The following is a 23,045-nucleotide window of genomic DNA, read 5'->3' on the forward strand; positions in this document are numbered from 1 at the left end:
TGCGCTCTATAATGTTAGGGAGAGAAAACAGAAAATACCGAATTTTTTATTAGCATGTAAAATGTATTCATTTGAATTGGAGTTGATTGGATGGAAGTACAAACAGAAACATACCGTGCAGCTATGAATGGAACATTAGAACGGCATTTTTCAGATATGATTGCTGTTATACCAACTAGAATTACAATTGATCAGCTAAAACAGCGGCTAGAAACTCTCTCTACTAAAGTTGATGAATTAAAAATTGTTTATAGTGATGAGACAAGCCTTATTGTTGAGTTACATATGGATGAAAAAGTCATACCGTATGAACTGCATATTGATGAAACGAATGATCCAGAAGAATATAAAATGTACAATAGACAAGATTCCACAATAATAGACCGTACTTTTGAAGATGCGGCTTTCGGCACTGAAATTTTCACTCGTACGCTATTTGTAGGCGATGTACTCAGCTGCTTTTTCCAGCAGGTACAATTTTTATGGCACCTCGCACCAGATTTGTTATTTGTAATTGATTCAAGTGCAGCAATGAAAGTGATATCTAGAAACTATATTGAATATCACGTTGAAAATGAGTTGTTACCTGACATTCCTGACTTATACGTTATTCATTCCGTTTATGAAGACGATACAGAAGACGAGCCCACACAATATTGGTTTCATACACACGGCCTTTTAAGAGCAGGCGTAACAGAAATAGAATTAATTATTCCAAATCGTATTTCTTCCTACTACGGCATTGGCAATCTTTTTCAAACATTTGCTAATAATGCCGTTGAGAATGGCCAAGTCCCAATGAATGAGCCTATCGTTATCGCACATAGTCAGCAAGGTTCCATACATACAGTAGCTGTTCCGTGGGAAAAAGGTTTATCTTATATTGGACGTAAAACGAGTATGGATCAATTATCTTCAATTAAAGATGAAGAAGTGAAATTACAACCAATAGATGCACAAAACGTATTCCTTGGCGGGATGGATGCCCGAGATGAGTACCATCAATCTCCATCTGTTCTCTTGTTCCAATATAATACTTCCGGAGAATATATAGAAAGCTTTTTCAAAGAACATGAAGAAGCTACAGGGCTCATGTTCTATAAAACAAATAGTGAAACGGCTCGTATGGCTTATAATGCAAAAAATACTTTCGGGTATTTCAGCAACATTTTTCAAATTGAACAATCAAATGAAGATTTCCGTTTCCTCGCTAAGTTTGGTGTCTCTTACGAAGAAGGGAAAAGTGAACATATGTGGTTTGAAATGCAAGACCTTACGGAAGATCTCATTCAAGGAATACTCATTAATGAACCGTATTTTATAGAAGAGATGCATGAAGGGAATTCTTATCATTTAGATTTTGACAACTTAACAGAGTGGGTTATTTATGCGGGAGATGCCGTTATAAAGCCAAATAACTTATATATGTTTATTGGTTAATAAGTATTTTATATAATAAACGAAACACCTTCAATATGATTGAAGGCGTTTTGTTTGAAATATTTTATTGTGCTACTAATTCATTCTCTATAACTTTCTCAAAATGAGATAACACACACTTCGCCGCTAACTCACCTTGCTCAATACAAGCCGGAAGACCAGAACCAGCGTAAGAACTACCTGCCAAATACACACCTGGCAACTCATTCTCCATAAATGTTGTGAGCTTCTTCATTCGCTCTTTATGGCCAACTGTATATTGAGGCATCGCTTCTTTCCAGCGGCTTACAATTGTAAACTCTGGATCCTCTGTAATATCCATTGTCTTTTGTAAGTCTTCGAGTACAAGCTGCACAATTTCTTCGTCAGTTTGTTCAACAATCGCTTCATCACCTGGGCGTCCGACGTAACAGCGAAGAAGCGTTTTTCCTTCTGGCGTTGTATGTGGCCATTTTTTATGTGTCCACGTACACGCTGTAATCGTGTAATCACTATTTCTTGATACGACAAATCCCGTGCCTTCAATATCACGCTGAATTGCAGACTTCGGGAAAGCAAGTGCCACGTTTGCAACAGATGTAGACGGAATGTTACGGAAGAAACGAAACTGCTTGTACTGCGCAAACATAGACGGCAATACTTTATGCGGTGCTGTAACTACAATCGCGTCTGCTTCCATTTCTTTTCCGTTACTAAGAGTAATCGTATAACTATCACCAAGTTTTATAACTTTTTCAATACGAGTTCCCTTCATTACCATATCATTAGGAATCTTCACTTCAAGAGATTCTACTATAGATTCTAAACCGGTTTTCACAGTTTTAAAGATTCCCTTTTTCAATTCAGCCTTCTCTTTCTTTGGAGCGAGCGTACGCATACCGAGTGAAATGCTACGGTGCTCCTGTTCAATTTGATAAATTTGAGGGAATGTTGACATTAAACTCATTTCATCAATATCCCCTGCATAAATACCAGATAATAATGGCTCAATTAAATTTTCAACGACTTCATTTCCAAGACGATGCCTGAAAAACTGCCCGAGTGATTGATCAGATACTGTTTTTGATCTAGGCATTAACAGATCAAAACCAGCTCTTAATTTACCAATTGGGGAGAACAATCCGGAAAATAGAAACGGCGTAATTTGCGTTGGAATTCCCATCATTGAACCGCTCGGCATTTTATGTAACCGATTGTTTACAAGGATAAATGATTGACCGGCCTTATTATTTACAAGTTCATCGCCAAGTCCTAATTCTTTCACTAATTTAGCTGCACTCTCTTTTCTTGTTAAGAAAGAATCAGGGCCACGTTCAATTGTAAATCCATCTTTTTGAACGGTTTGAATTTTCCCGCCAAGTTTACCGGACGCTTCTATAAGCAATGCATCTATCGGCAAGTTTTTTTCACGAATTTCTTTTTGTAAGTTATACATTGTTGTTAATCCTGTGATGCCACCGCCGATGATCACAACTTTTTTCCTCAAGTAAGCTCCCCCTTTCTACTTACATTACAGATTCTTTTTTCTTTAATACAACATCTGCTAAACAGTCGATAAATGCGTCCGATGCGTTTGGCATTTCTGGACGATAATATTTCGCGCCAATTTCATCCGTTACAACTTTACACTCAAAGTCATTGTCATATAAAACTTCTAAATGTTCCGCAACAAATCCAACTGGTGCATATACGAATGAACTGTAGCCGTACTTTTCATTTAGTTCTCTCGTTAAATCTTGTACATCTGGACCAATCCAAGGATCTGGTGTATTTCCGGCACTTTGCCAGCCAACTGCATAATTTGCTACTTCAGCACCGCGTGCAATATAGTCAGCTGTTTCATTTAATTGATCTGGATATGGATCGCCAAGTGCGATAATTTTTTCTGGTAAGCTATGTGCAGATACGATTAACACAGCTTTTTCACGTTCTGCTTCTGACATACCGTTATATATACCTTTCACTGCATCAACCCAATACTGAATAAATTTCGGTTCTTTATACCAGCTATCGATGCCGTGAATTGTTAAGTTTCCAAGTTTTTCTGCTTCTTCTTGCGCTCGTCCTACATACGACTTCACGCTAAAAGTAGAATAGTGAGGGGCAAGAACGAGTGCAATTGCATCTTCTATTCCATCTTTATGCATAGCTTGTACTGCATCTTCAATGAACGGTTCAATATGTTTTAAACCAAGGTACATGTGGTACTCTACTTCATCTTGCATTTCATTTAAACGCGTCTCTAACTTTTTAGCTTGCTCTAATGTAATAGTAGCTAAAGGAGAAATACCACCAATTGCACGGTAACGCTCTGTTAAATCTTCTAGCATTTCAGGACTTGGTTTTCTTCCTCTGCGAATATGTGTATAGTAACGTTCAATATCTTCTTCTTTATATGGCGTTCCGTATGCCATTACAAGCAAACCAATTTTCTTTTTCATACAGACAATCTCCTTTACTTCGCTAACTGTTCTTTAGAGTACTCATGAATAAATGTAGTTAAGCGTTTTAATGTATCTGGATTTACTTCTGGGAATACGCCGTGACCTAAGTTAAAGATATAACCTGGCTGCTTCATCCCTTGATCTAAAATACCTTTTACATGTTCTTCAATAACAGGCCAAGGTGCTAGTAAGAACGAAGGGTCCATATTTCCTTGTACCGCCTTATGAACGCCGCGCGCACGTGCTTCTTCGATCGGTAAGCGCCAATCTAAACCTACTACATCAAGAGGCAAGTCGTGCCATTCATTCACTAAGTGTGCAGCACCAACACCGTGCATAATCATTGGAACACCCATCGTGCGAACTTCTGCAAAAATACGTTCCATCGCTGGTTTAATAAATATGCGGTAATCCGCTACATTTACTGTTCCAACCCAAGAATCGAAAATTTGAACAGCTTTTACTCCTGCGTTAATTTGCGCTTTTAAATATGTAATAACCATATCTGCAAGCTTATCCATTAAAGCGAACCAAGCTTTCGGCTCTGCATACATAAACGCTTTCGTATTATGATAGTTACGAGAAGGACCGCCTTCAATCATATAGCTCGCTAACGTAAATGGAGCTCCTGAAAAACCGATTAACGGTACATCTAACATTTCTGTCGTTAATAAACGAATTGTATCTAATATGTAAGGTACATCATCTTCTGGACTGATTTCCCCTAATTTTTCTACGTCTTGTAAAGAACGGATTGGCTTATCGATAACTGGACCAATGCCAGATTTAATTTCCACATCAACACCAATTGCAGGTAGTGGTGACATAATATCTTTATAAAGAATTGCTGCGTCTACGTTATATTGATCAACTGGCAACTTCGTAACGTAAGCGCACAACTCTGGATTATGTGTAATTTCAAATAAAGAATAGTTCTCTTTTATCTTTCTATATTCCGGCTGTGAACGACCTGCTTGACGCATATACCATGCTGGTACATACTCTGTACGTTCCCCCCTACATGCTTTTAAAAATGTCTCATTTATAGTTCTTACCAAGACCCTAGCTCCCTTCCTTACCAATGCTTTTTCTTTAAATATGCTCTATTCCAATATTTATCTTTTTTTACTATACAGCTTGTAAAAACAAAATGCATAACATTATGTACGTTGTTCATTAAATTGACACAAACGTTCGTAAAACCGTTTACTATTTTCACAACATTCTTATTATAGCACAGAGAAAAACTACGGTTTAGCTACTTTTGACTTTTCTCCTTCACGGTTCGTTTGTGTGTTATATGGCACAACGTAAAAACTTGGTTTTGAGAATATATTAATAAACTTTTCCTCATATTTACCTGTTCCTTTTACCGTTCCAACGTGCGTATGAATTCCTTTTTCAACTTTATAAATCCGGTACATAATTCTCTCATCAGAAAGCGGCGTCCAGCTTAGTTTCATCGCAAATAAACCGAAAGGACTAAATGCTAGTTTTGCTTCCACGTTTTGAATCTTATCTAAACGAATTGGCAGTCCAATTGTTTCAACACCTTTTGGCCTATGAAAACTCGCTTTATCTTGTATATTTGCTTTCGTTAAAATCTTTTTAAATAACATCGTTGCAGATGCATTTCCATCTTGTAATTGATGCTCTTTATCGGTGCGGTCATAGCCAATCCAAACTGCACCTACTAAATTCGGTGTATATCCAACAAACCACATATCACGCGCTCCCCGGTCATCATTCGGCAGTGAAGTTGTGCCTGTTTTTCCAGCTAAAGCTCCATTATATACACCAGCTTTCGCCGTACCTTCTTTCACAACTCCTTCAAGCATCTTTGTCATATACCATGCCGTTTGCTTCGAAAAGACTTTCGTTTCAGCTTTTGATGATTCTCCAATGACTGCCCCGTGTCTATTTAACACTTTATCGATAACGTGCGGTTCGATAATATTCCCGTTTGCTAAAAAAGATCGGTACATTTTGACAAGATCAAATGGAGAAACACCATTTTTTAGCCCGCCAAGTGCTGTGCTTAAACCTGAGTCCGCAATATGAACATTCCCTTTCTCTAAATATTGCTTTCCCTCATCTACCCCTAATTCATTTAATAAAGATACAGCTGGCACATTTGCTGATTCTAATACCGCATCGTACATCGTCATCTCTTGCGTATACTCATGATTATAATTTCGAGGTTCATAACCTTCAAACGAACTTTTTTCATTCGTTAATAAAGAATATGGATTATATTTCTTCGTCTCGAGTGCTGGTCCGTATACGATAAGCGGCTTTAAAACAGAACCCGGCTGCCGCTTTGCAAAAACACGATTAAGCCCTCTCGGAACATACTCTCTTCCGCCAATCGCGGCTTTAATTCCGCCAGTCTGGTTATCCATTAATAAAAATGCACCTTGCGCCCCGTTTTCTTTACCAGGGAAATTTTTCGCATCTTGAAACTGGTTATATGCTACCTTTTGAACTTTTTCATCCATCGGTACGACAAACGTATATCCTCCGCGTAGTACCTCTTGATGCGATAAACCATATAAACGTGCTGCTTCATCTATAACCATATCGATATACGGCATATATGCGAGTTCACGTTCATCTGCATTTTTATAAAGAGCGATTGTTTTTCCTTGGTAACGAACGCTATCTTCCGCTGTTAAATAGCCTTGTTTATGCATTAGTGACAAAACAAGATCACGGCGTTCCTTACTCTTCTCAGGAGATAAGTACGGTGAATAGCCATTTGGCGCTTTCGGAAGCCCTGCAAGCATCGCCCCCTCTTCCACTGTTAAATCCTCTACATTTTTATTAAAATACAATTTAGCCGCCGCTTGAATACCATATGCCCCGTGACCAAAATAAATATGGTTCATATACATTTCAAGAATTTGCTGCTTCGTATATTTTTGCTCTAATTGAAGAGAAATTGCGACCTCTTTCAATTTACGCGTAAATGTTTTTTCGCGAGTTAAAAAGACATTTTTAGCTAGTTGCTGCGTAATCGTACTACCGCCTTCTACCTTCTCTCCAGCTAACGCGTCTTTATAAAGCGCCCGAAATATAGAAGGATAATCAATTCCTTGATGCTCATAAAAACGAGAATCTTCCACAGCAATAAATGCTTGCTGCACATACTTTGGAATTTCTTCGATCGGCACGAGCTCTCTATTTTCTACATATAACTTCGTAATTTCTTTTCCTTTCTGGTCAACGATACGTGATGAAGAGTGGAAAACAAGCTGCTTTTCATCCATCATATAGCCACCAGTTAACACAATAAGTTTATAGAGTACAATCGCTACTACGAACGTTGCTACCCCGCCTAATAAAGTCCACTTTGCTTTCTTCATACATCGGCCTTCTTTCCAAATGATGGTACATTTATTATTTGAAAAAGAAGTATCTTTATGTATATAATCTTCGAAGTTTTTCACAAGAGTTGATATAATAGAGACAAACCATAAAGGGGGCATTAAAATGAAGGCTATTATTTCATACGAAACACCTCTAGAACAAGCGCATTTCACTGCAAAAAATAACGAAAAAGATATGTTTTATAAAGAAAACACTGAAGAATCTGTAGAATCCACACTTCAGTATGACGTATTAGACGCTGTTGGAGAATTTAAAGGACAACCTGGCTACATCGTTTGTAACAACATTTCTGTAACAGACGAAGGTCGCCCTGTATTTGAAAACCGCTTTAAAAACCGCGCTGGCCTTATTGAAAACGAACCAGGTTTCCAGGCAATCCGCGTTCTTCGCCCATTAAGTAACGATACATATGTCATTTTAACGATGTGGGAAACAGAGCAAAACTTTAAAGACTGGACAGAATCACGTTCATTCGAAAACGCTCATAAAAAACGCCCTGCACAAGCAGAAGGACAAGCAAAAGCACAGGCGCATCCACATGCAGAACAGCAAAAAAGCATTTTCTCTCGCCCGTCGTTCGTGACTACTTTTGATGTGTTAGTTTAGGTTTCTTGTGGTTCCTCCAGGGCTACGGTACATGAAAGTATATTAGCGATTTTTCGAATATATCGACTTATCGACAAATCATGACACAAATAAAGGAAACACCATTACACGGTGTTTCCTTTTTCTTTGTACCAATTATATACGTGAAGCGCGTCTTCTTTTCGCATATGCTTCACTTTATACCTATGCCCCGCTACCGATACCGCAGCTGTACATAGCTCGTCTTTCTTTTGAAAATGCGACTGATTGTATCCTACTACTTGAACATGCCTTCTTCGCATGATTCCTGTATATTTCGCAAGGCCTCGGTACACCATTACTAACTGATTTTCTCGTATCATATATCCACCACTTTTATACTTAGCATATGCAAGTAACGTAAATACAATAAATAGCGGTATAAGAACGAACAACGCAGTATGTTGTTTAAAATATATACTCGCACCGGCGATCGGCACAGCGAGCACAGCACTTGTAATCCAGCCCATTACGACATAACGGCGCAATGCAACCTTCGGGAAATGAACGATTTCTTCTTCTATTTCATACGGCAACTGTAAATAGGCAAGTAACTGCTGTACATCTTTCTTCTTCATAAAAGGATGTAACATCACTTCATTCCCGGCAGATTCTATACTTTGAATGACTTCCACTTCGACAGAACAATAACCGAAAGGCTGGCGGAGAATTCCTTCTTTCACAGTAATCGCTTGAATGCGGTGTAGTTTTAAAACAAACTCTTTCTTATCAAATAATCCTTGTACAATGCGAACTTCATTTCCTTTTCGCTCTATTTTAAAATTAGCATATTTTAACGCATAACCAGCTGTCGAAACGACCCACGAAACCGCCATTAAAATCGCGGCCATAACGATTAATTCATATACACCGTTATCCATCACATACGCTTCCACTTTACTTATGAGCCATTTTGGAAGAAATTCATTAAACTCTGTGTAAAGGATTACTAACATAGAAAACACTAAACCAAATCGGCCAGATGTAATAGATGCGAATAAAATTTCTTTCGCTGTTAACTGATAAACCGTCTTACTCTCTTCTTCTGCGGGCGCCTCTTCACTCAAAACGCTGCTCTCTTTATGTAATAAAGCAATCAGTTCCTGCGCTTTATCTTCTCTAATACCAGCTAACATCACTTCTGGCTCACTACCGCCGCCCGCTACTTCTATATTTAATTTTGTAAGTCCAAGCATTTGATAAATGATATTAGAAGATGTACTAATATTTTGCACACGGTCTTTATTTAAATAACTTTCCTTCTTCACAAAAACACCGTGTTTTATATGTAAAATATTACTCTCAATCCAGTACACTTTGAAATACCATTTTACAGCTGAAAAAATAGCCATAATAAATAATATAGCCAAAAGAACAAGATGTAAGAAATACCAAGGCTCTACTTCACCATCTGAACGAAATAGAACAAGAAAAATAAAAGGCAACAAAGTCGCAATTCTAATACCTAATAAAATCGTGATTGGATGCTGCCTCTTATACATCCTCATCACTCACTTTCGCAAGCTCTCCAATTTGTCTTTTCAACTGCTCTGCTTCTTCTTTCGTTAAGCCTGGAATACTATGCGAAGTTGCCGCTGTTGAAATATGTAATTCTGCTAAATTATACTTTCTCATAATCGGCCCTTGCTCAATCGTTACGTGCTGCACGCGAATCATCGGAATAAGTACGCGTTTTACAACGAACATTCCCTTTTGAATCTCAATCTCTTCTTCATTTAATCTGTAACTATAATAACGTTGACGTAAATTTGGAAATACAAAATAGTCGAGTGGTATGTATATAACCGCTCCTGTCACTAACAATCCAAACAACCAGCTCCACCAGTTAAAGTTAATCATAAAAAAGAAATACGCAATTACGACTGCTAGTATAACTGCGGCCCCAATTAAAGTATGAATCCTCCACACTTTTAGCATATTAGAATGAATCTCCCTTTCTAACGGCTGCATCTCATCACTCCAATTATATGAATTTATTAATTATATATTAGCAGAAAATAAGGCTTTATATACAGTTTTGTAAAATTATAGTTATCACATCGTATCGAGCATTTCTTTAAAATTCCCTTCATTAATGGAATACACTTGAAACTGAATGTAATCTAGTTCATTCGTATTAGGACGAGCAAATGGCAAAATATTAAATTTGGAAGCTGATCTTCCTAACATATCCGTAACCATAAGAGCAACATCTATATACTCAAAATCTATACGGAATACTACCGCTTCGCCTGTAAATTCATACTCTTTAATCGCATCATAAGACTTATTCGCACTAATCAGCATCACTTTTAATAGTCGGTTTAAATTTTCTGGTTTGAAATTAATCATGGACATAACTCCTTTTCTTAATAAAACACTATGAAAATAGTGTAATCTTTTACTTTCATAGCTTCACACATTCATTATATTAAAAATAAAGCTAGTTTTTTATAATTTTTTTGATATAATTACTTACGGGAAACGGGAAGAATTTTATCTTCCCTTGTGTTTTTATTTGCATCTAGTACTTTTGCTAGATGCTTTTTTTTATTATGCCAAATAATATAAAAAAGGTATCCTCAAATACTTTGAGGATACCTTTTCACTTTCATTATCTCTGTTTTTTTCTACCTAATGCAAGTAAGCCAAAACTCATCATTACAAGAAGTGCTCCCATATATGGTTCCACAGGCATTTTCTGCCCTGTCTTCGGTAATTCTTTTTCAGGTTTCTCTGGATCTGTTGTTCCAGGCTTCTCTGGATTCGTTGTTCCAGGTTTTTCTGGATCTGTTGTTCCAGGCTTCTCTGGATTCGTTGTTCCAGGTTTTTCTGGATCTGTTGTTCCAGGCTTCTCTGGACCTGGTGGTGCTAAAGAAATCAATTTGTTTAATACTTCTAATTGAACTGAACTTATCATTCCTTTTGTAATTTCAAATGGAATTGGATTAGTTAATTTTTCATATCCTTTTGGTGCTTCTACTTCTACAAGTGTGTAGTTACCTACAGATAGATCTGAGACTTTTGCTTTTCCTTCTTTATCTGTTGTTACTCTCGCGACTACTTTACCTTTTTCATCATGAACTTCAAACACAGCTCCTGATAATATATTCTTGCTTTCAGCAGCCATTTTTGTAATTTCCACTGAACCTTTGTCTAACTGTTCATTCTCTACTTTCAATGATAAGACTTTCGTCATACCTTTTTTAATTTCGAATGATACTGGTTCTGTTAGTTTTTTGTAACCTGGTAAGCTTTCTTTCTCTACTAATTTGTACTTTCCTACAGATAAATCTGAAATTGTTGCTTTTCCATCTTTATCTGTTGTTACTTCTGTTACTACTTTTCCTTGCTCATCTTGCACTTCGAAGACCACGCCTTCTAATGCTTTTTGGCTATCTTTATCTACTTTTGTGATTTCCACTGATCCTTTGTCTAACATTTCGTTTTCTACTGTTAAAGCAAGAGATTTTGTCATGCCTTTTTCAATTTGGAAAGTAATCGGATCTACTAATTGTTTATATCCTTTTGGTGCTTTTACTTCTACTAACTTGTATGTGCCAACTGATAAATTAGTAACTTTTACTTTTCCTTCTTTATCTGTCGCTACTTTTGAAACTACGTTTCCTACTTCATCTTGAATCTCAAATACGGCATCAGCTAAAGCGTCTTTATTTTCTTTGTCTACTTTTGTAATTTCTACATTTCCTGTATCCACTAATTCATTTTCGACAGTTAACTTTAATGCTGTTATTCTACCCTTTTCAATTTCGAATGAAATTGGTTTTTCAAGTGGTTTGTATCCTGCTGGTGTTTCTACTTCTACCAACTCATACTTCCCAATAGATAAATCTGAAACATTTGCCTTTCCAGCTTTATCAGTTGTTACTTTCGCTACTACTTTGCCTTTTGAATCACGTACTTCAAATACAACACCTTCTAATGGCGCTTTACTATCTTTATCTATTTTTGTAATTTCTACATTCCCCGTATCCACCATTTTATTTTCTACAGTGAACACTAGAGATTTCGTCATACCTTTTTTAATTTCAAACGGTACCGGCTTTTCTAATTTTTTATAGCCTGGTAAGCTCTCTACTTCTACTAGTTTGTACTTTCCTACAGATAAGTCTGAAACGTTTGCTTTTCCTTCTTTATCTGTCGTTACTTTTGTTACTACTTTTCCAGTTTCATCTTGCACTTCGAAGACTACACCTGCTAACGGTGCCTTATTATCTTTATCTATCTTCGTTATCTCTACATTTCCCGTATCTATCATTTCATTTTCTATTTTTAATGATAGTACCTCGGTCATGCCCTTTGTAATTTCAAACGATAATGGCTCTGTTAGTTTCTTATAGCCTGGTAAGCCTGCTTTTTCTACTAATTTGTACTTACCTACAGATAGGTCAGAAACTTTTGCTTTTCCTTCTTTATCTGTTTTTACTTCTGTTACTACTTTTCCTTGCTCATCTTGTACTTCGAAGACTACGCCTTCTAATACTTTTTGACTGTCTTTATCTACTTTTGTAATTTCTACAGATCCTTTATCTAACTGTTCATTCTCTACTTTCAATGATAGGACTTCCGTCATACCTTTTTTAATTTCGAATGACACTGGTTCTGTTAACTTCTTGTAACCTGGTAAGCTTTCTTTCTCTACTAATTTATACTTACCTACTGATAAATCTGAAATTGTTGCTTTTCCATCTTTATCTGTCGTTACTTTCGTTACTACTTTATCTTTTTCATCTTGTACTTCGAAGGTTACGCCCGCTAATGCTGCGCCACTTTCTTTGTCCACTTTTGTAATTTCTACTGAACCTTTTTCTACTAGTTCGTTCTCTACTTTCAATGATAAAACTTTCGTCATACCTTTTTTAATTTCGAACGATACTGGTTCTGTTAGTTTCTTATAACCTGGTAAGCTTTCTTTCTCTACTAATTTGTACTTGCCTACAGATAAATCAGCAATTTTTGCTTTTCCATCTTTATCCGTCGTTACTTCTGTTACTACTTTGCCTTGCTCATCTTGCACTTCGAAGGTTACGCCCGCTAATACTGCGCCACTTTCTTTGTCCACTTTTGTAATCTCTACTGAACCTTTATCTAACTGTTCGTTCTCTACTTTCAATGATAAAACTTTCGTCATACCTTTTTTGATTTCGAACGATACTGATTCTGTTAGTTTTTTGTAGCCTGGTAAGCCTGCTTTTTCTACTAAATTGTACTTGCCTACAGATAAGTCTGAGACTTTTGCTTTTCCATCTTTATCTGTCGTTACTTCTGTTACTACTTTGCCTTTTTCATCTTGCACTTCGAAGACTACGCCTTCTAATACTTTTTGGCTTTCTTTATCTACTTTTGTAATTTCTACTGAACCTTTATCTAACTGTTCGTTTTCTACTTTTATTGATAAAACTTCTGTCATACCTTTTTTAATTTCGAACGATACTGGTTTCGCTAGTTTTTTATATCCTGGTAAGCTTTCTACCTCTACTAGCTTATATTTCCCTACTGATAAATCTGAAATTGTTGCTTTTCCTTCTTTATCTGTTGTTACTTTTGTTACTACTTTATCTTTTTCATCTTGCACTTCGAAGGTTACGCCCGCTAATACTGCGCCACTTTCTTTGTCCACTTTTGTAATCTCTACTGAACCTTTATCTAACAGTTCGTTCTCTACTTTCAATGATAAAACTTTCGTCATACCTTTTTTGATTTCGAACGATACTGATTCTGTTAGTTTTTTGTAGCCTGGTAAGCCTGCTTTTTCTACTAAATTGTACTTGCCTACAGATAAATCAGCAATTTTTGCTTTTCCATCTTTATCCGTCGTTACTTCTGTTACTACTTTGCCTTGCTCGTCTTGTACTTCGAAGACTACGCCTTCTAATGCTTTTTGGTTCTCTTTATCTACTTTTGTAATTTCTACTGAGCCTTTGTCTAACATTTCGTTTTCTACTGTTAAAGTAAGCGATTTTGTCATGCCTTTTTCAATTTGGAAAGTAATCGGATCTACTAATTGCTTATATCCTTTTGGTGCTTTTACTTCTACCAACTTGTATGTTCCAACTGATAAATTAGTAACTTGTGCATGCCCTTTTTTATCTGTCGTTATTTTAGCAACTACTTGTCCTGCTTTATCTTGAATCTCAAATACGGCATCAGCTAAAGCATCTTTATTTTCTTTGTCTACTTTTGTAATTTCTACATTTCCTGAATCCACTAATTCATTTTCGACAGTTAATTGTAATGCTGTTACTCTACCTTTTTCAATTTCGAATGAAATTGGTTTTTCTAGCGGTTTGTATCCTGCTGGTGTTTCTACTTCTACCAACTCATATTTCCCAATAGATAAATCTGAAACGTTTGCTTTTCCATCTTTATCCGTTGTTACTTTAGTAACTACTTTCCCTTTTGAATCACGTACTTCAAACACAACACCTTGTAATGGTGCTTTACTATCTTTGTCTATCTTTGTGATCTCTACATTACCTGTATCTACCATTTCGTTTTCTACAGTGAATGTTAAAGACTTCGTCATACCTTTTTTAATTTCAAATGATACTGGTTTTTCTAGTTTTTTATAACCTGGTAAACTTTCTACCTCTACTAATTCATACTTTCCTACAGGTAAATCTGAAACATTTGCTTTTCCATCTTTATCTGTCGTTACTTTTTTAACTTCATTGCCCTTTTCATCTTGGACAACAAACGTTACTCCCGCTAACGGTGCCTTATTATCTTTATCTATCTTCGTTATCTCTACATTCCCCGTATCTACCATTTCATTTTCTATTTTTAATGATAGAACTTCTGTCATACCTTTTTTAATTTCAAACGATATTGGCTCTGTTAGTTTCTTATAGCCTGGTAAACTTTCTACTTCTACTAGTTTGTACTTTCCTACTGATAGGTCTGCAACTTTTGCTTTTCCATTTTTATCTGTTGTTAATTCCTTTACTACTGTTCCAGCCTCATCTTGCACTTCGAAAACTACACCTTCTAATGCTTTTTGGCTGTCTTTATCTACCTTTGTAATTTCTACTGAACCTTTGTCTAACTGTTCATTCTCTACTTTTATTGATAAGACTTCTGTCATACCTTTTTTAATTTCAAATGATACTGGCTCTGTTAGTTTTTTGTAACCTGGTAAGCTTTCCGTCTCTACTAATTTGTATTTTCCTACGGATAGATCTGAGACATTCGCTTTTCCATCTTTATCTGTCGTTACTTTTTTCACCACTTTACCTTTTTCATCTTGCACTTCGAAGACTACGCCTTCTAATGCTTTTTGGCTGTCTTTATCTACTTTTGTAATTTCTACTGAGCCTTTGTCTAACTGCTCATTTTCTACTTTCAATGTTAAAACTTTTGTCATACCTTTTTTAATTTCAAATGATACTGGCTCTGTTAGTTTTTTGTAACCTGGTAAACTTTTCGTCTCTACTAATTTGTACTTTCCTACTGATAGATCTGAAACGTTTGCTTTTCCATCTTTATCTGTTGTTACTTTTCTTACTACTTCACTTTTCTCATTTTGGACTTCAAATTCGACACCCGCTAATACTGCACCGTTTTCTTTGTCCACTTTTATAATTTCTACATTACCCTTGTCTACCATTGCATTTTCTACTTTTATTGGGAATATGCCGTCCCCTGTTACATTTACTTCGAACTCTGTTTCTTTTAATTGGTATCCTTCAGGCGCTTTCGTTTCTTTTAAAATATATTTTCCTGGTACTAACGGTTTAGAGATTGCCTTACCATCTTTATCTGTAACAATATGTTCAACTACTACACCATCTTTTACTATATCAAACTCTGCATTTGCTAATGGTTTTTCACCATTTTCCGAATCAATTTTCTTTAATTCAATTTGACCCTTTTGCATAGTATTTTTAATTTCAATTGTTTTTGTTTCTCCAACTTGAAGTGTAACCTCTACCGGAATTGTTAATTTTTGATATCCTTCTGGTGCTACTGTTTCATAAACTTTATACGTCCCAGGAGCTAAAGTTTGAGGTACTGAAAAACCGTTTTCGTCCGTTTTCAGTTTTGCAACAACTTCATTTGCACTATTTCGAACTTCAAATTCGGCACCTTTTAACCCTTTATTCGGATCCTCAGCATCTATTTTATGAATAGATACTATACCGTCTTTTGGAGGTTCAGGCGGTGTAACAGTTACTTCTTTCGATGTTAATTTTTTATCATCAAAATGTAATTCTGCTTTATTAGGAATCTTCTTATCTACGTAAGAAGATAAGTCTGCACCAGCTTTAATTTTCGCCTTAATATTCAAGTTAATTATCTGGTCTTCATATGACTTATAGTCAAAACTCTCACCGAACGTAAATGTTACTTCACTTTTTTGTTTATCTATCTTTAGTGTTCCTTTAGAAGTAATATCTTGGCCATTTTGATCATACACTTTTGCCTCTAATACTTCTAATACATCTTCTAAATCATCACTAATTACCATAGATGTGTATTTAGGAGGATCGTTTGGTATACGTGTACCAACTTGATATTGAATAGGTTGATCCATTTGTGCTAACTGCTGATTCTCTACAAGCTTACCATTCTCATCAACTATATTCTTTTCAATACTAGGTGGATTATCTTCGCCTGAACCGGTTCCTCCCCCACCACTTACGAATACTTCTCCTACTTTTTCTTCAGTTTTAATATTTTTGCCTTCTAATTTCACTGTATTTTTATGAGGCTTTGCAGCGGGATTGGTAATCTTTGTTTTATATCTTAAAATATAACCTTTTGAACTGTCTGGAAATTCAATTGTAAATCCAGTCTTCGTTGCATTGATTTTAATTTTAGATAAATCTGCTGGCTTAACATTTGTTGGTGCATAACCATCTTCAAATACAGCCTCTTCTAATACTACGCTGTCTGTAATTAACTCATGCCCAGGTCCTAATGTATCTGTTAATTTAAGATCTTGCATTTCTGTTCCAGTTGCATTTACATATACAAGCCATTCTGCAATTGAAGGATCTTCCTGATTATAAGAACCCCATTTCAATAGATTATCTGTATTTGGCTGTGGCTTCGGTCTCTCCGTCGTATTACTTACACTTACTTCTTTATTTACGATTTGACCATCAACGTTAAATTCTAATGGAATTTCTTTGACACCATCATATGCTTCTAGACCAAAGTAGAATTCTACGAATAAAGAACCTTTAACGTTATTCTTTCCTTCTACATAATCACCCATAGTACACGTCAATAGACCCTTTTTCATCTCACATGCACCAACTGTTTTGCCTTCGGCATCTTTTAAAGGAAAACTCAGATTCATAAGATCTTTTCGAAATTCTTTTGGCATATCAATTGTGAATTGATCTCCACTCTTTATCTGTTCTTTAGCAGACCACTTCACTTCTACTTTCATACCATCTGAAGCCTGATATGGTTCAGATGTCGTGCCATCAGTACGGGAAATGTTAATCTCATCTACTGGATTTTGCATCACAGCAGCTTGAATCACTGGAGCCCATACATTCAGCACCGAAAATAATACTAGAAAAACTAATGAAATCATTGAAACGTATCTTTTAGTACTCTTCGTTTGCATATTTTCCTCCTTGATTATTATATTTATATAATAAAAAAGATCGTCTGGTTGCATCAAAATGTGCAACCAGACGATCTTAGTAACCAATATATATTACCGTAGACTCTAAGCTTTGCGGCCTATCCTTTCGAATAGTGTGCTAAAAATATTTTCTATTATTTTTTTGTTTCATTTTCCTTTTGAACCAAATATTACTATACCGTCTGGACGGTTATAATTCAACACCCTATACAATTGTTCTATTATTCTAATAAAAAAATAATTCCCCACCGGATTAAATAAACCAATGGGGAATTATTTTTCATTCTATAGTTTATATATTCTATTTATAGGAAGCGTTAATAAGGGCTTGAATCACTTTTTCTCTTAATTCAGGACTTAGTCTTCCGATCCCTAAATATTCCGAATACCATAATCCATCAGCTGCTAATCTAATAATTGTGGCACAAACAGAATCCATTTCATCATTTTCTATTTTAGTTTGCAATTGCTGAAATGCTTGTTGTAATGGCTCAAGTAATTCAGGTTTTAGCATTAATGCTGCCATCATACTACTACACAACTCTTCTGTTCTTTTCTCATTACTTAATCTTTCCTCTACAAAAGAACGAACCCACCTTCCTTTCTTCTCTGTGTCTTCCGTTACCTTATTATGAATAGCACCATGATACTCCTCTGTCCCTTTAAGTATCATGCCTTCTATTAAAGCTTCTTTATTTGAAAAGTGATACAATAATCCACCTTTACTTACACCTGCCTCTTTTGCTACTGCTTCTAAAGTTAACTTAGCTACTCCTTTAAATTGAACAATTTGAGAAGCGGCGGCTAAAATTTTTTGCCGTGTTATGCTCGTGTTCATTCCTTTTTAAACCCTCATTTCTACTAATTCTATCTAAATACGTATTTTATTTTTAATATTGTTGAGTACTACTAGGTATTTTTTTATTCAATATAGGCTTCATTACCTTTGAATTGTTAGTTGCTTCTTCTATTAAAAATTTCCATATCATCCAATATGATAACATTAAATACACTCTGTAGACTATACATCTATACATTTATATCAATTCCTAATATATCCATAAATGTGAAATGCAATTTTAACTAGTTGATTTCCTATCCTTTAGTTTTCAAGCATTTTTCGAAGCTGATCTTCCTACCACCCTATCAGCTTTATTGTTTTATTTTATAAGACGGTGCCAATTCTTTAAACACTAAATAAAAAATGTTATTACTTGTCTTTCTATAAGTAATAATATTTTCTACTTATAAACCACTTAACAAATTTGCTTCCAACTAGCATCCTTCACATCTTCACTAGTCGGTTTTCTAACTAATCTCACACAACATTCCTCGCAAGCACCAAATGCAATGAAATTTTTCTACGCTTGCCTTAGCGAAACTTCATTTGCTCCGCCTTCATAGTCAGGATCGTTAAACTGAACAGGATCATCTTCCCAATAACATATGTTACAAATTTCATATGTACCTGGTGGTTCTTCTTCTAATGTTTTATCCCGCTATTTGCGGGCAGTAAAACTCCCATCTCAAAATTCGGCTGGAGCAAAGGATTTAGGTGGGAGATCAACTGCCCGTTAATGCGGGATAAAAAAATAACCCTCTATGATAAAACATAGAGGGAAGAATTTCTATATAAAAGCCTATACCTTATCCTGAAGTGACCCCCGAAAGCAGAACACATATCAAAACACCTAAACCATCTGTTCCCTATATTCTTTAGGGGGATAAGTGGTTTAGGTGGTTTATTAGAAGGTAGTACCTTCTTTTTTATAATATTCTTTTGAAATCTCTTCATAAAATGCTGCCGATGTCGCGTAGAAATAAGGTGCTAACCATAAGAAACCGATTCCTAACGTAATAATACTTAAAAGGAACCAGCCAAGGAAACTTAAGCATAGTAAAAAGTAATCCATTTTATGTCCATTCATCATACGGCGACTTTCGGTAATTGCTTGATTCGCTGTGTATTCTGGATGATCATTCAAAATAAAATACGTCATAGAATAAGAAAATGATTTAATTATACCCGGAATAATAAGAAGTAATGTCCATAGAATCAAGTATACATACATTAATAAATATGTTGAAAACGACTTCAGAAGCTTACTTCCATCGCTAAACCATCTAAATATATGACCAATGCGAACACTAGTCCCACGGATTGCATTTAAAACAAGATAATAGGCGCCTATTGTTAACGGACCGATAACAAGCATTGCAATAATACTTACTGTAAGCGAATCACTTGCTTCTTCCCAACCCCAAAACATTGAGAAAACACCCGTGATTAGAAGTTCAACAGCTCCAATAAGGATTCCAAGTAATAGAGTTGCACCTACCGCTAATCCCCATTTTCCTTTTAATGCATCAAGTGCTTCTCTTTTCAACTGACTTATCATATATAACCTCCTAATATTATTTCTATATTAGTATACCATTTATAACAAAAATTTCACGAATTTCCCTGAAATAGAAGGGTACAACCTTTTTTCTGATACGTATTGATAAATGTGCGCTGTATTTGCACCCATATATAAATTACACTAAAGAAAACCTAGTCCAATTGCAAACTACTCATTTTTCTATAACAAAAAAGCCTGCCCTTCATACTAGGCAAGCCATTTCAAATTAATTCTCACTTATTCTCTTCTTATACCAATCCTGCATTCTCTCCGCATCTTCTACTCTCGTATGCTCTAGTTTATAATTCGATGATGCACTAGAAAACGTATACGTACATAAATCCGCTCGGCGCTGGAAATATGATTGTGTCTTTTCAATTGATTGGACGTGTCTTCTTCTTACAAGTCCTGTATGTTTCCCAATACTACGATGTACCATTGTAATTTGCTCTCCGGTTACACCATAACCGTTTGTTTTAAATGTTGCGTATCCAAGTGTAAAGATAAGGATAGCGAGTGGTAGTAAAGCCCACATAATGTAATACTTTTCAAAGTATATGCTTATCCCAGTAAGCGGGATTGCTAGCATTGCGAAGAAAATGAAACTATCAATTAAGTAACGACGCAGCGCGGCTTTTGGTAATGATGTAATGTTTGTATTCAGTTCATATGGTAACTGTAAATGTGCGAGTAACTGTTGCACACGACTCTTTCGAATAATCGGATGCAGTGTAACTTTGTCATTCTCTTCTCCCAGTCCCTTACTTTGAATGACTTCCACTTGCACAGCACAATAACCGAATGGTTGACGTAAAATACTTTCTTTTATCGTAATCCCTTGAATACGGTGCAATTTTAGTACAAGTTCTTTCCTTTCAAGTAACCCTTGCGAAATACGAACTTCATCATTTTTTCGATTTACTGTGAAATTACCATGTTTTAACGCATATCCAATTGTGGATATAATCCAAGAAACGACGAGCAAAATGGCTACCATGTAAATCCAGCCATATATATCATGATCCATTACATACGACTCTACGCTATTTTTTATCCATTTCGGAATGTACTCATCCACTTGGTTATAAACGACAAATATTAAAGAGAATAATAATCCAAATTGACCAGATGTAATAGACGCTAATAAAATTTCTTTCCACGTTAACTTGTACTCTGTCGCTTGTTCTTCCTCTGTAATAATTTCTGTTTCTACTACTTCTTCTGATGTTTCTTCTGCTTTCACTTCTGGAGTTGGCTCATTTAGCATTGCAATAAGCTCAGTCGCCTCTTCTACTGTAATACCAGCTAAGCTAACTTCTGCATCATCGCCTCCGCCAGCTGTTTCGATTTTAATTTTCTTTAGTCCTAACACTTGATACAGCATGCCTGAACTCGTATTAATCGTTTGGACACGTTCTTTATTTAAGTAGCTCTCCTTCTTCACAAAGAGCCCTTGTTTCACATGTAATACGTTATATTCAACCCAGTATGTTGTGTAATACCATTTTTCAAACGCTGAAAAAACGGTGAGTAAACCGAATCCAGCGGGAATTAAATACCAAAATGGGAACTTTCCGTTTAAACTAAACATGAAAATAATTAGTGGTATAAAATCTGTTAATTTTAATTCTAATAACATCGTGATTGGATGCTGCCTCTTATACATCCTCATCACTCACTTTCGCTAATTCTGCGATTCTCGTTTTCAGCATTTCTGCTTCATACATTGTTAAGCCGGGAATGCTATGAGAAGTTGCTGCCGTTGCAATATGTAATTCTGCTAATCCATGTTTTCTCATAATTGGTCCTTGTTCAATTGTAACGTGCTGTACACGAATCATCGGTACTAATACACGCTTTACGACGAAAAGACCGTGCTGAATTTCAAGCTCTTCTTCATTTAATTGATAGCTATAATAACGCTGACGTAGTTTCGGGAATACGAAGTACGAAAATGGTGCTAGCGCAACTGTTAACCCAACCATCACATACAAAATCCACGCCCACCAATCAAACTTTATCATGAGGAAAAGGTATACTAAGATGACGAGAATACCTATCCCTTCTTCAATTAATGCCCGAACTTTCCACACCTTGATCATGTCAGGGTGAATTTCATTTTTCAATGCCTCCATATAACCACTCCAAGTCTAGTAATCTAATATATGAATACTCTCAATCTATATTTTACATAACTTTACATAAAATTGAAAATTTATTATTTATCCGTTTTTTTCTCAGGAATAAAATATCCGAACCAAAGGAGCCAAACTAAACTAATTAATGCGAACCAACCTTTATCCGCTTGAAAAGCTTCAATCATACCTGGAATTTTATAAATCCCAATGAATCCAAGAAAACCGAGCCACCAGTTTTTTTGCATTTTCACCTTTATCCCTCCTTCATTACGTTTTTCACATTTTGAATCCAAATTTCTTTATACTTTAACTGGAATCCTATTAATATGTAATTACTCATATTATCAATAACGAGCGCTAACGTATGCGCGTTTTCTTCTGTTGCATGTTGTGACACAACACCAAGTTCCACACCTTGCTTTAATAAATCGTGGAATCCATTTAAGAAATCTTTTTGTATTTCAAATAAGCGTTTCTGGTACTTTTCATTTCGCGTCGCAGTTACGATGAATTCATTTATGACGCGTAATATGCCTTCTTGACCTTTATACTCAGACAACATATGTAAACCATCTGCAATTAACTTTTCTGCAAAGTTTTCTTTCGTATATTGTTCTTTATCGAAGTAATTGACGAAATAATATCCAGAAAATATTTCTTCAAATAAAAAGTCAACTAAAGCTTCTTTAGACGGAAAATGATAATAAATAGCTGGCTTTGATATGCCTACTTCTTTCGCAATCATTGAAAGACTCATCTTCTCAATGCCATGCTCTGCCATGAGTTTAAATGATGCCTCTACGATGTGCTGCGATGTTTGTAAATTTTTTGTCATACTGTACCTCTTCTATTTTTACTTACCGGTCGGTAAGTAAATTGTAAAATGAAAATGAATGATTTGCAAGTTAATTAGAGTTTTAAAAGGAACTTCTTGATGAACCTAGAAAAATATAAAGTAAAAACAATGTATAACGATAAGGAGGAT

Annotated in this window: 16 protein-coding genes, 1 pseudogene and 1 riboswitch; of the genes and pseudogenes, 2 read left to right on the forward strand and 15 right to left on the reverse strand. The window is 35.8% G+C overall.

Going from position 1 to position 23,045, the window contains the following annotated elements:
- Positions 1 to 90 precede the first annotated feature (90 nt).
- Positions 91 to 1,440, forward strand: coding sequence for a DUF4026 domain-containing protein (locus tag MKX77_RS18780; RefSeq protein ID WP_341307464.1), 1,350 nt, complete (start codon positions 91 to 93; stop codon positions 1,438 to 1,440).
- 64 nt (positions 1,441 to 1,504) lie between these two features.
- Here MKX77_RS18780 and hemY read toward each other — a convergent pair whose 3' ends face one another.
- The 4 genes from hemY to MKX77_RS18800 form a co-directional block, all read right to left on the reverse strand.
- The gene (hemY, locus tag MKX77_RS18785; protein ID WP_341307465.1) at positions 1,505 to 2,926 is read right to left on the reverse strand and encodes a protoporphyrinogen oxidase; all 1,422 of its coding nucleotides are present in this window, start codon (positions 2,924 to 2,926) and stop codon (positions 1,505 to 1,507) included.
- A 19-nt stretch (positions 2,927 to 2,945) separates the two neighbouring features.
- Entirely contained in the window at positions 2,946 to 3,881 is a 936-nt protein-coding gene (gene hemH, locus MKX77_RS18790; RefSeq protein WP_002158974.1) for a ferrochelatase, read from the reverse strand.
- Positions 3,882 to 3,895: 14 nt separating this feature from the next.
- Positions 3,896 to 4,942: a uroporphyrinogen decarboxylase gene (hemE, locus tag MKX77_RS18795; protein ID WP_341307466.1), complete on the reverse strand. Its 1,047-nt coding sequence runs from the start codon at positions 4,940 to 4,942 to the stop codon at positions 3,896 to 3,898.
- Positions 4,943 to 5,131: 189 nt separating this feature from the next.
- Positions 5,132 to 7,249 carry a transglycosylase domain-containing protein gene (locus MKX77_RS18800; protein WP_341307467.1) on the reverse strand — a complete coding sequence of 706 codons (2,118 nt, stop codon included), beginning with the start codon at positions 7,247 to 7,249 and terminating at the stop codon, positions 5,132 to 5,134.
- Between the two features lie 127 nt (positions 7,250 to 7,376).
- Here MKX77_RS18800 and hmoB point away from each other — a divergent pair, with 127 nt between their 5' ends.
- Entirely contained in the window at positions 7,377 to 7,880 is a 504-nt protein-coding gene (gene hmoB, locus MKX77_RS18805) for a heme-degrading monooxygenase HmoB (protein WP_341307468.1), read from the forward strand.
- A 104-nt stretch (positions 7,881 to 7,984) separates the two neighbouring features.
- On the opposite strand, the gene MKX77_RS18810 is transcribed toward hmoB, so the two are convergent.
- The 11 genes and pseudogenes from MKX77_RS18810 to MKX77_RS18860 form a co-directional block, all read right to left on the reverse strand.
- Entirely contained in the window at positions 7,985 to 9,400 is a 1,416-nt protein-coding gene (locus tag MKX77_RS18810) for a PH domain-containing protein (RefSeq protein WP_341307469.1), read from the reverse strand.
- Complete coding sequence (locus tag MKX77_RS18815) at positions 9,393 to 9,869, reverse strand: PH domain-containing protein (RefSeq protein ID WP_341307470.1); 477 nt, start codon at positions 9,867 to 9,869, stop codon at positions 9,393 to 9,395. Before MKX77_RS18815 ends, MKX77_RS18810 begins: the two co-directional genes overlap by 8 nt.
- 84 nt (positions 9,870 to 9,953) lie before the next feature.
- Positions 9,954 to 10,250, reverse strand: coding sequence for a protoporphyrinogen oxidase (locus MKX77_RS18820; protein WP_341307471.1), 297 nt, complete (start codon positions 10,248 to 10,250; stop codon positions 9,954 to 9,956).
- Positions 10,251 to 10,512: 262 nt separating this feature from the next.
- Positions 10,513 to 17,499, reverse strand: a complete 6,987-nt coding sequence (locus MKX77_RS18825; RefSeq protein ID WP_341307472.1) for a SpaA isopeptide-forming pilin-related protein — start codon at positions 17,497 to 17,499, stop codon at positions 10,513 to 10,515.
- A gap of 58 nt (positions 17,500 to 17,557) precedes the next feature.
- A riboswitch (cyclic di-GMP riboswitch) is annotated at positions 17,558 to 17,650 on the reverse strand.
- 171 nt (positions 17,651 to 17,821) lie between these two features.
- Positions 17,822 to 18,358: a TetR/AcrR family transcriptional regulator gene (locus MKX77_RS18830; protein ID WP_002030232.1), complete on the reverse strand. Its 537-nt coding sequence runs from the start codon at positions 18,356 to 18,358 to the stop codon at positions 17,822 to 17,824.
- A 418-nt stretch (positions 18,359 to 18,776) separates the two neighbouring features.
- A pseudogene (locus tag MKX77_RS18835) lies at positions 18,777 to 19,013 on the reverse strand (CPCC family cysteine-rich protein); the annotation flags it as partial.
- 252 nt (positions 19,014 to 19,265) lie between these two features.
- Positions 19,266 to 19,919: a DUF975 family protein gene (locus MKX77_RS18840; protein ID WP_341307473.1), complete on the reverse strand. Its 654-nt coding sequence runs from the start codon at positions 19,917 to 19,919 to the stop codon at positions 19,266 to 19,268.
- Positions 19,920 to 20,148: 229 nt separating this feature from the next.
- Positions 20,149 to 21,588 (reverse strand): PH domain-containing protein, encoded by a 1,440-nt coding sequence (locus MKX77_RS18845; RefSeq protein WP_341307474.1) that lies wholly within the window; start codon positions 21,586 to 21,588, stop codon positions 20,149 to 20,151.
- Entirely contained in the window at positions 21,581 to 22,057 is a 477-nt protein-coding gene (locus tag MKX77_RS18850; RefSeq protein ID WP_341307475.1) for a PH domain-containing protein, read from the reverse strand. The genes MKX77_RS18845 and MKX77_RS18850 overlap by 8 nt, the downstream gene beginning before the upstream one ends.
- A gap of 83 nt (positions 22,058 to 22,140) precedes the next feature.
- Entirely contained in the window at positions 22,141 to 22,311 is a 171-nt protein-coding gene (locus tag MKX77_RS18855; RefSeq protein ID WP_341307476.1) for a hypothetical protein, read from the reverse strand.
- A 2-nt stretch (positions 22,312 to 22,313) separates the two neighbouring features.
- Positions 22,314 to 22,895, reverse strand: a complete 582-nt coding sequence (locus tag MKX77_RS18860; RefSeq protein ID WP_341307477.1) for a TetR/AcrR family transcriptional regulator — start codon at positions 22,893 to 22,895, stop codon at positions 22,314 to 22,316.
- Positions 22,896 to 23,045: the final 150 nt, after the last annotated feature.

This window comes from Bacillus sp. FSL R9-9410 (genome assembly GCF_038050385.1).
Classification (GTDB): domain Bacteria; phylum Bacillota; class Bacilli; order Bacillales; family Bacillaceae_G; genus Bacillus_A; species Bacillus_A cereus_U.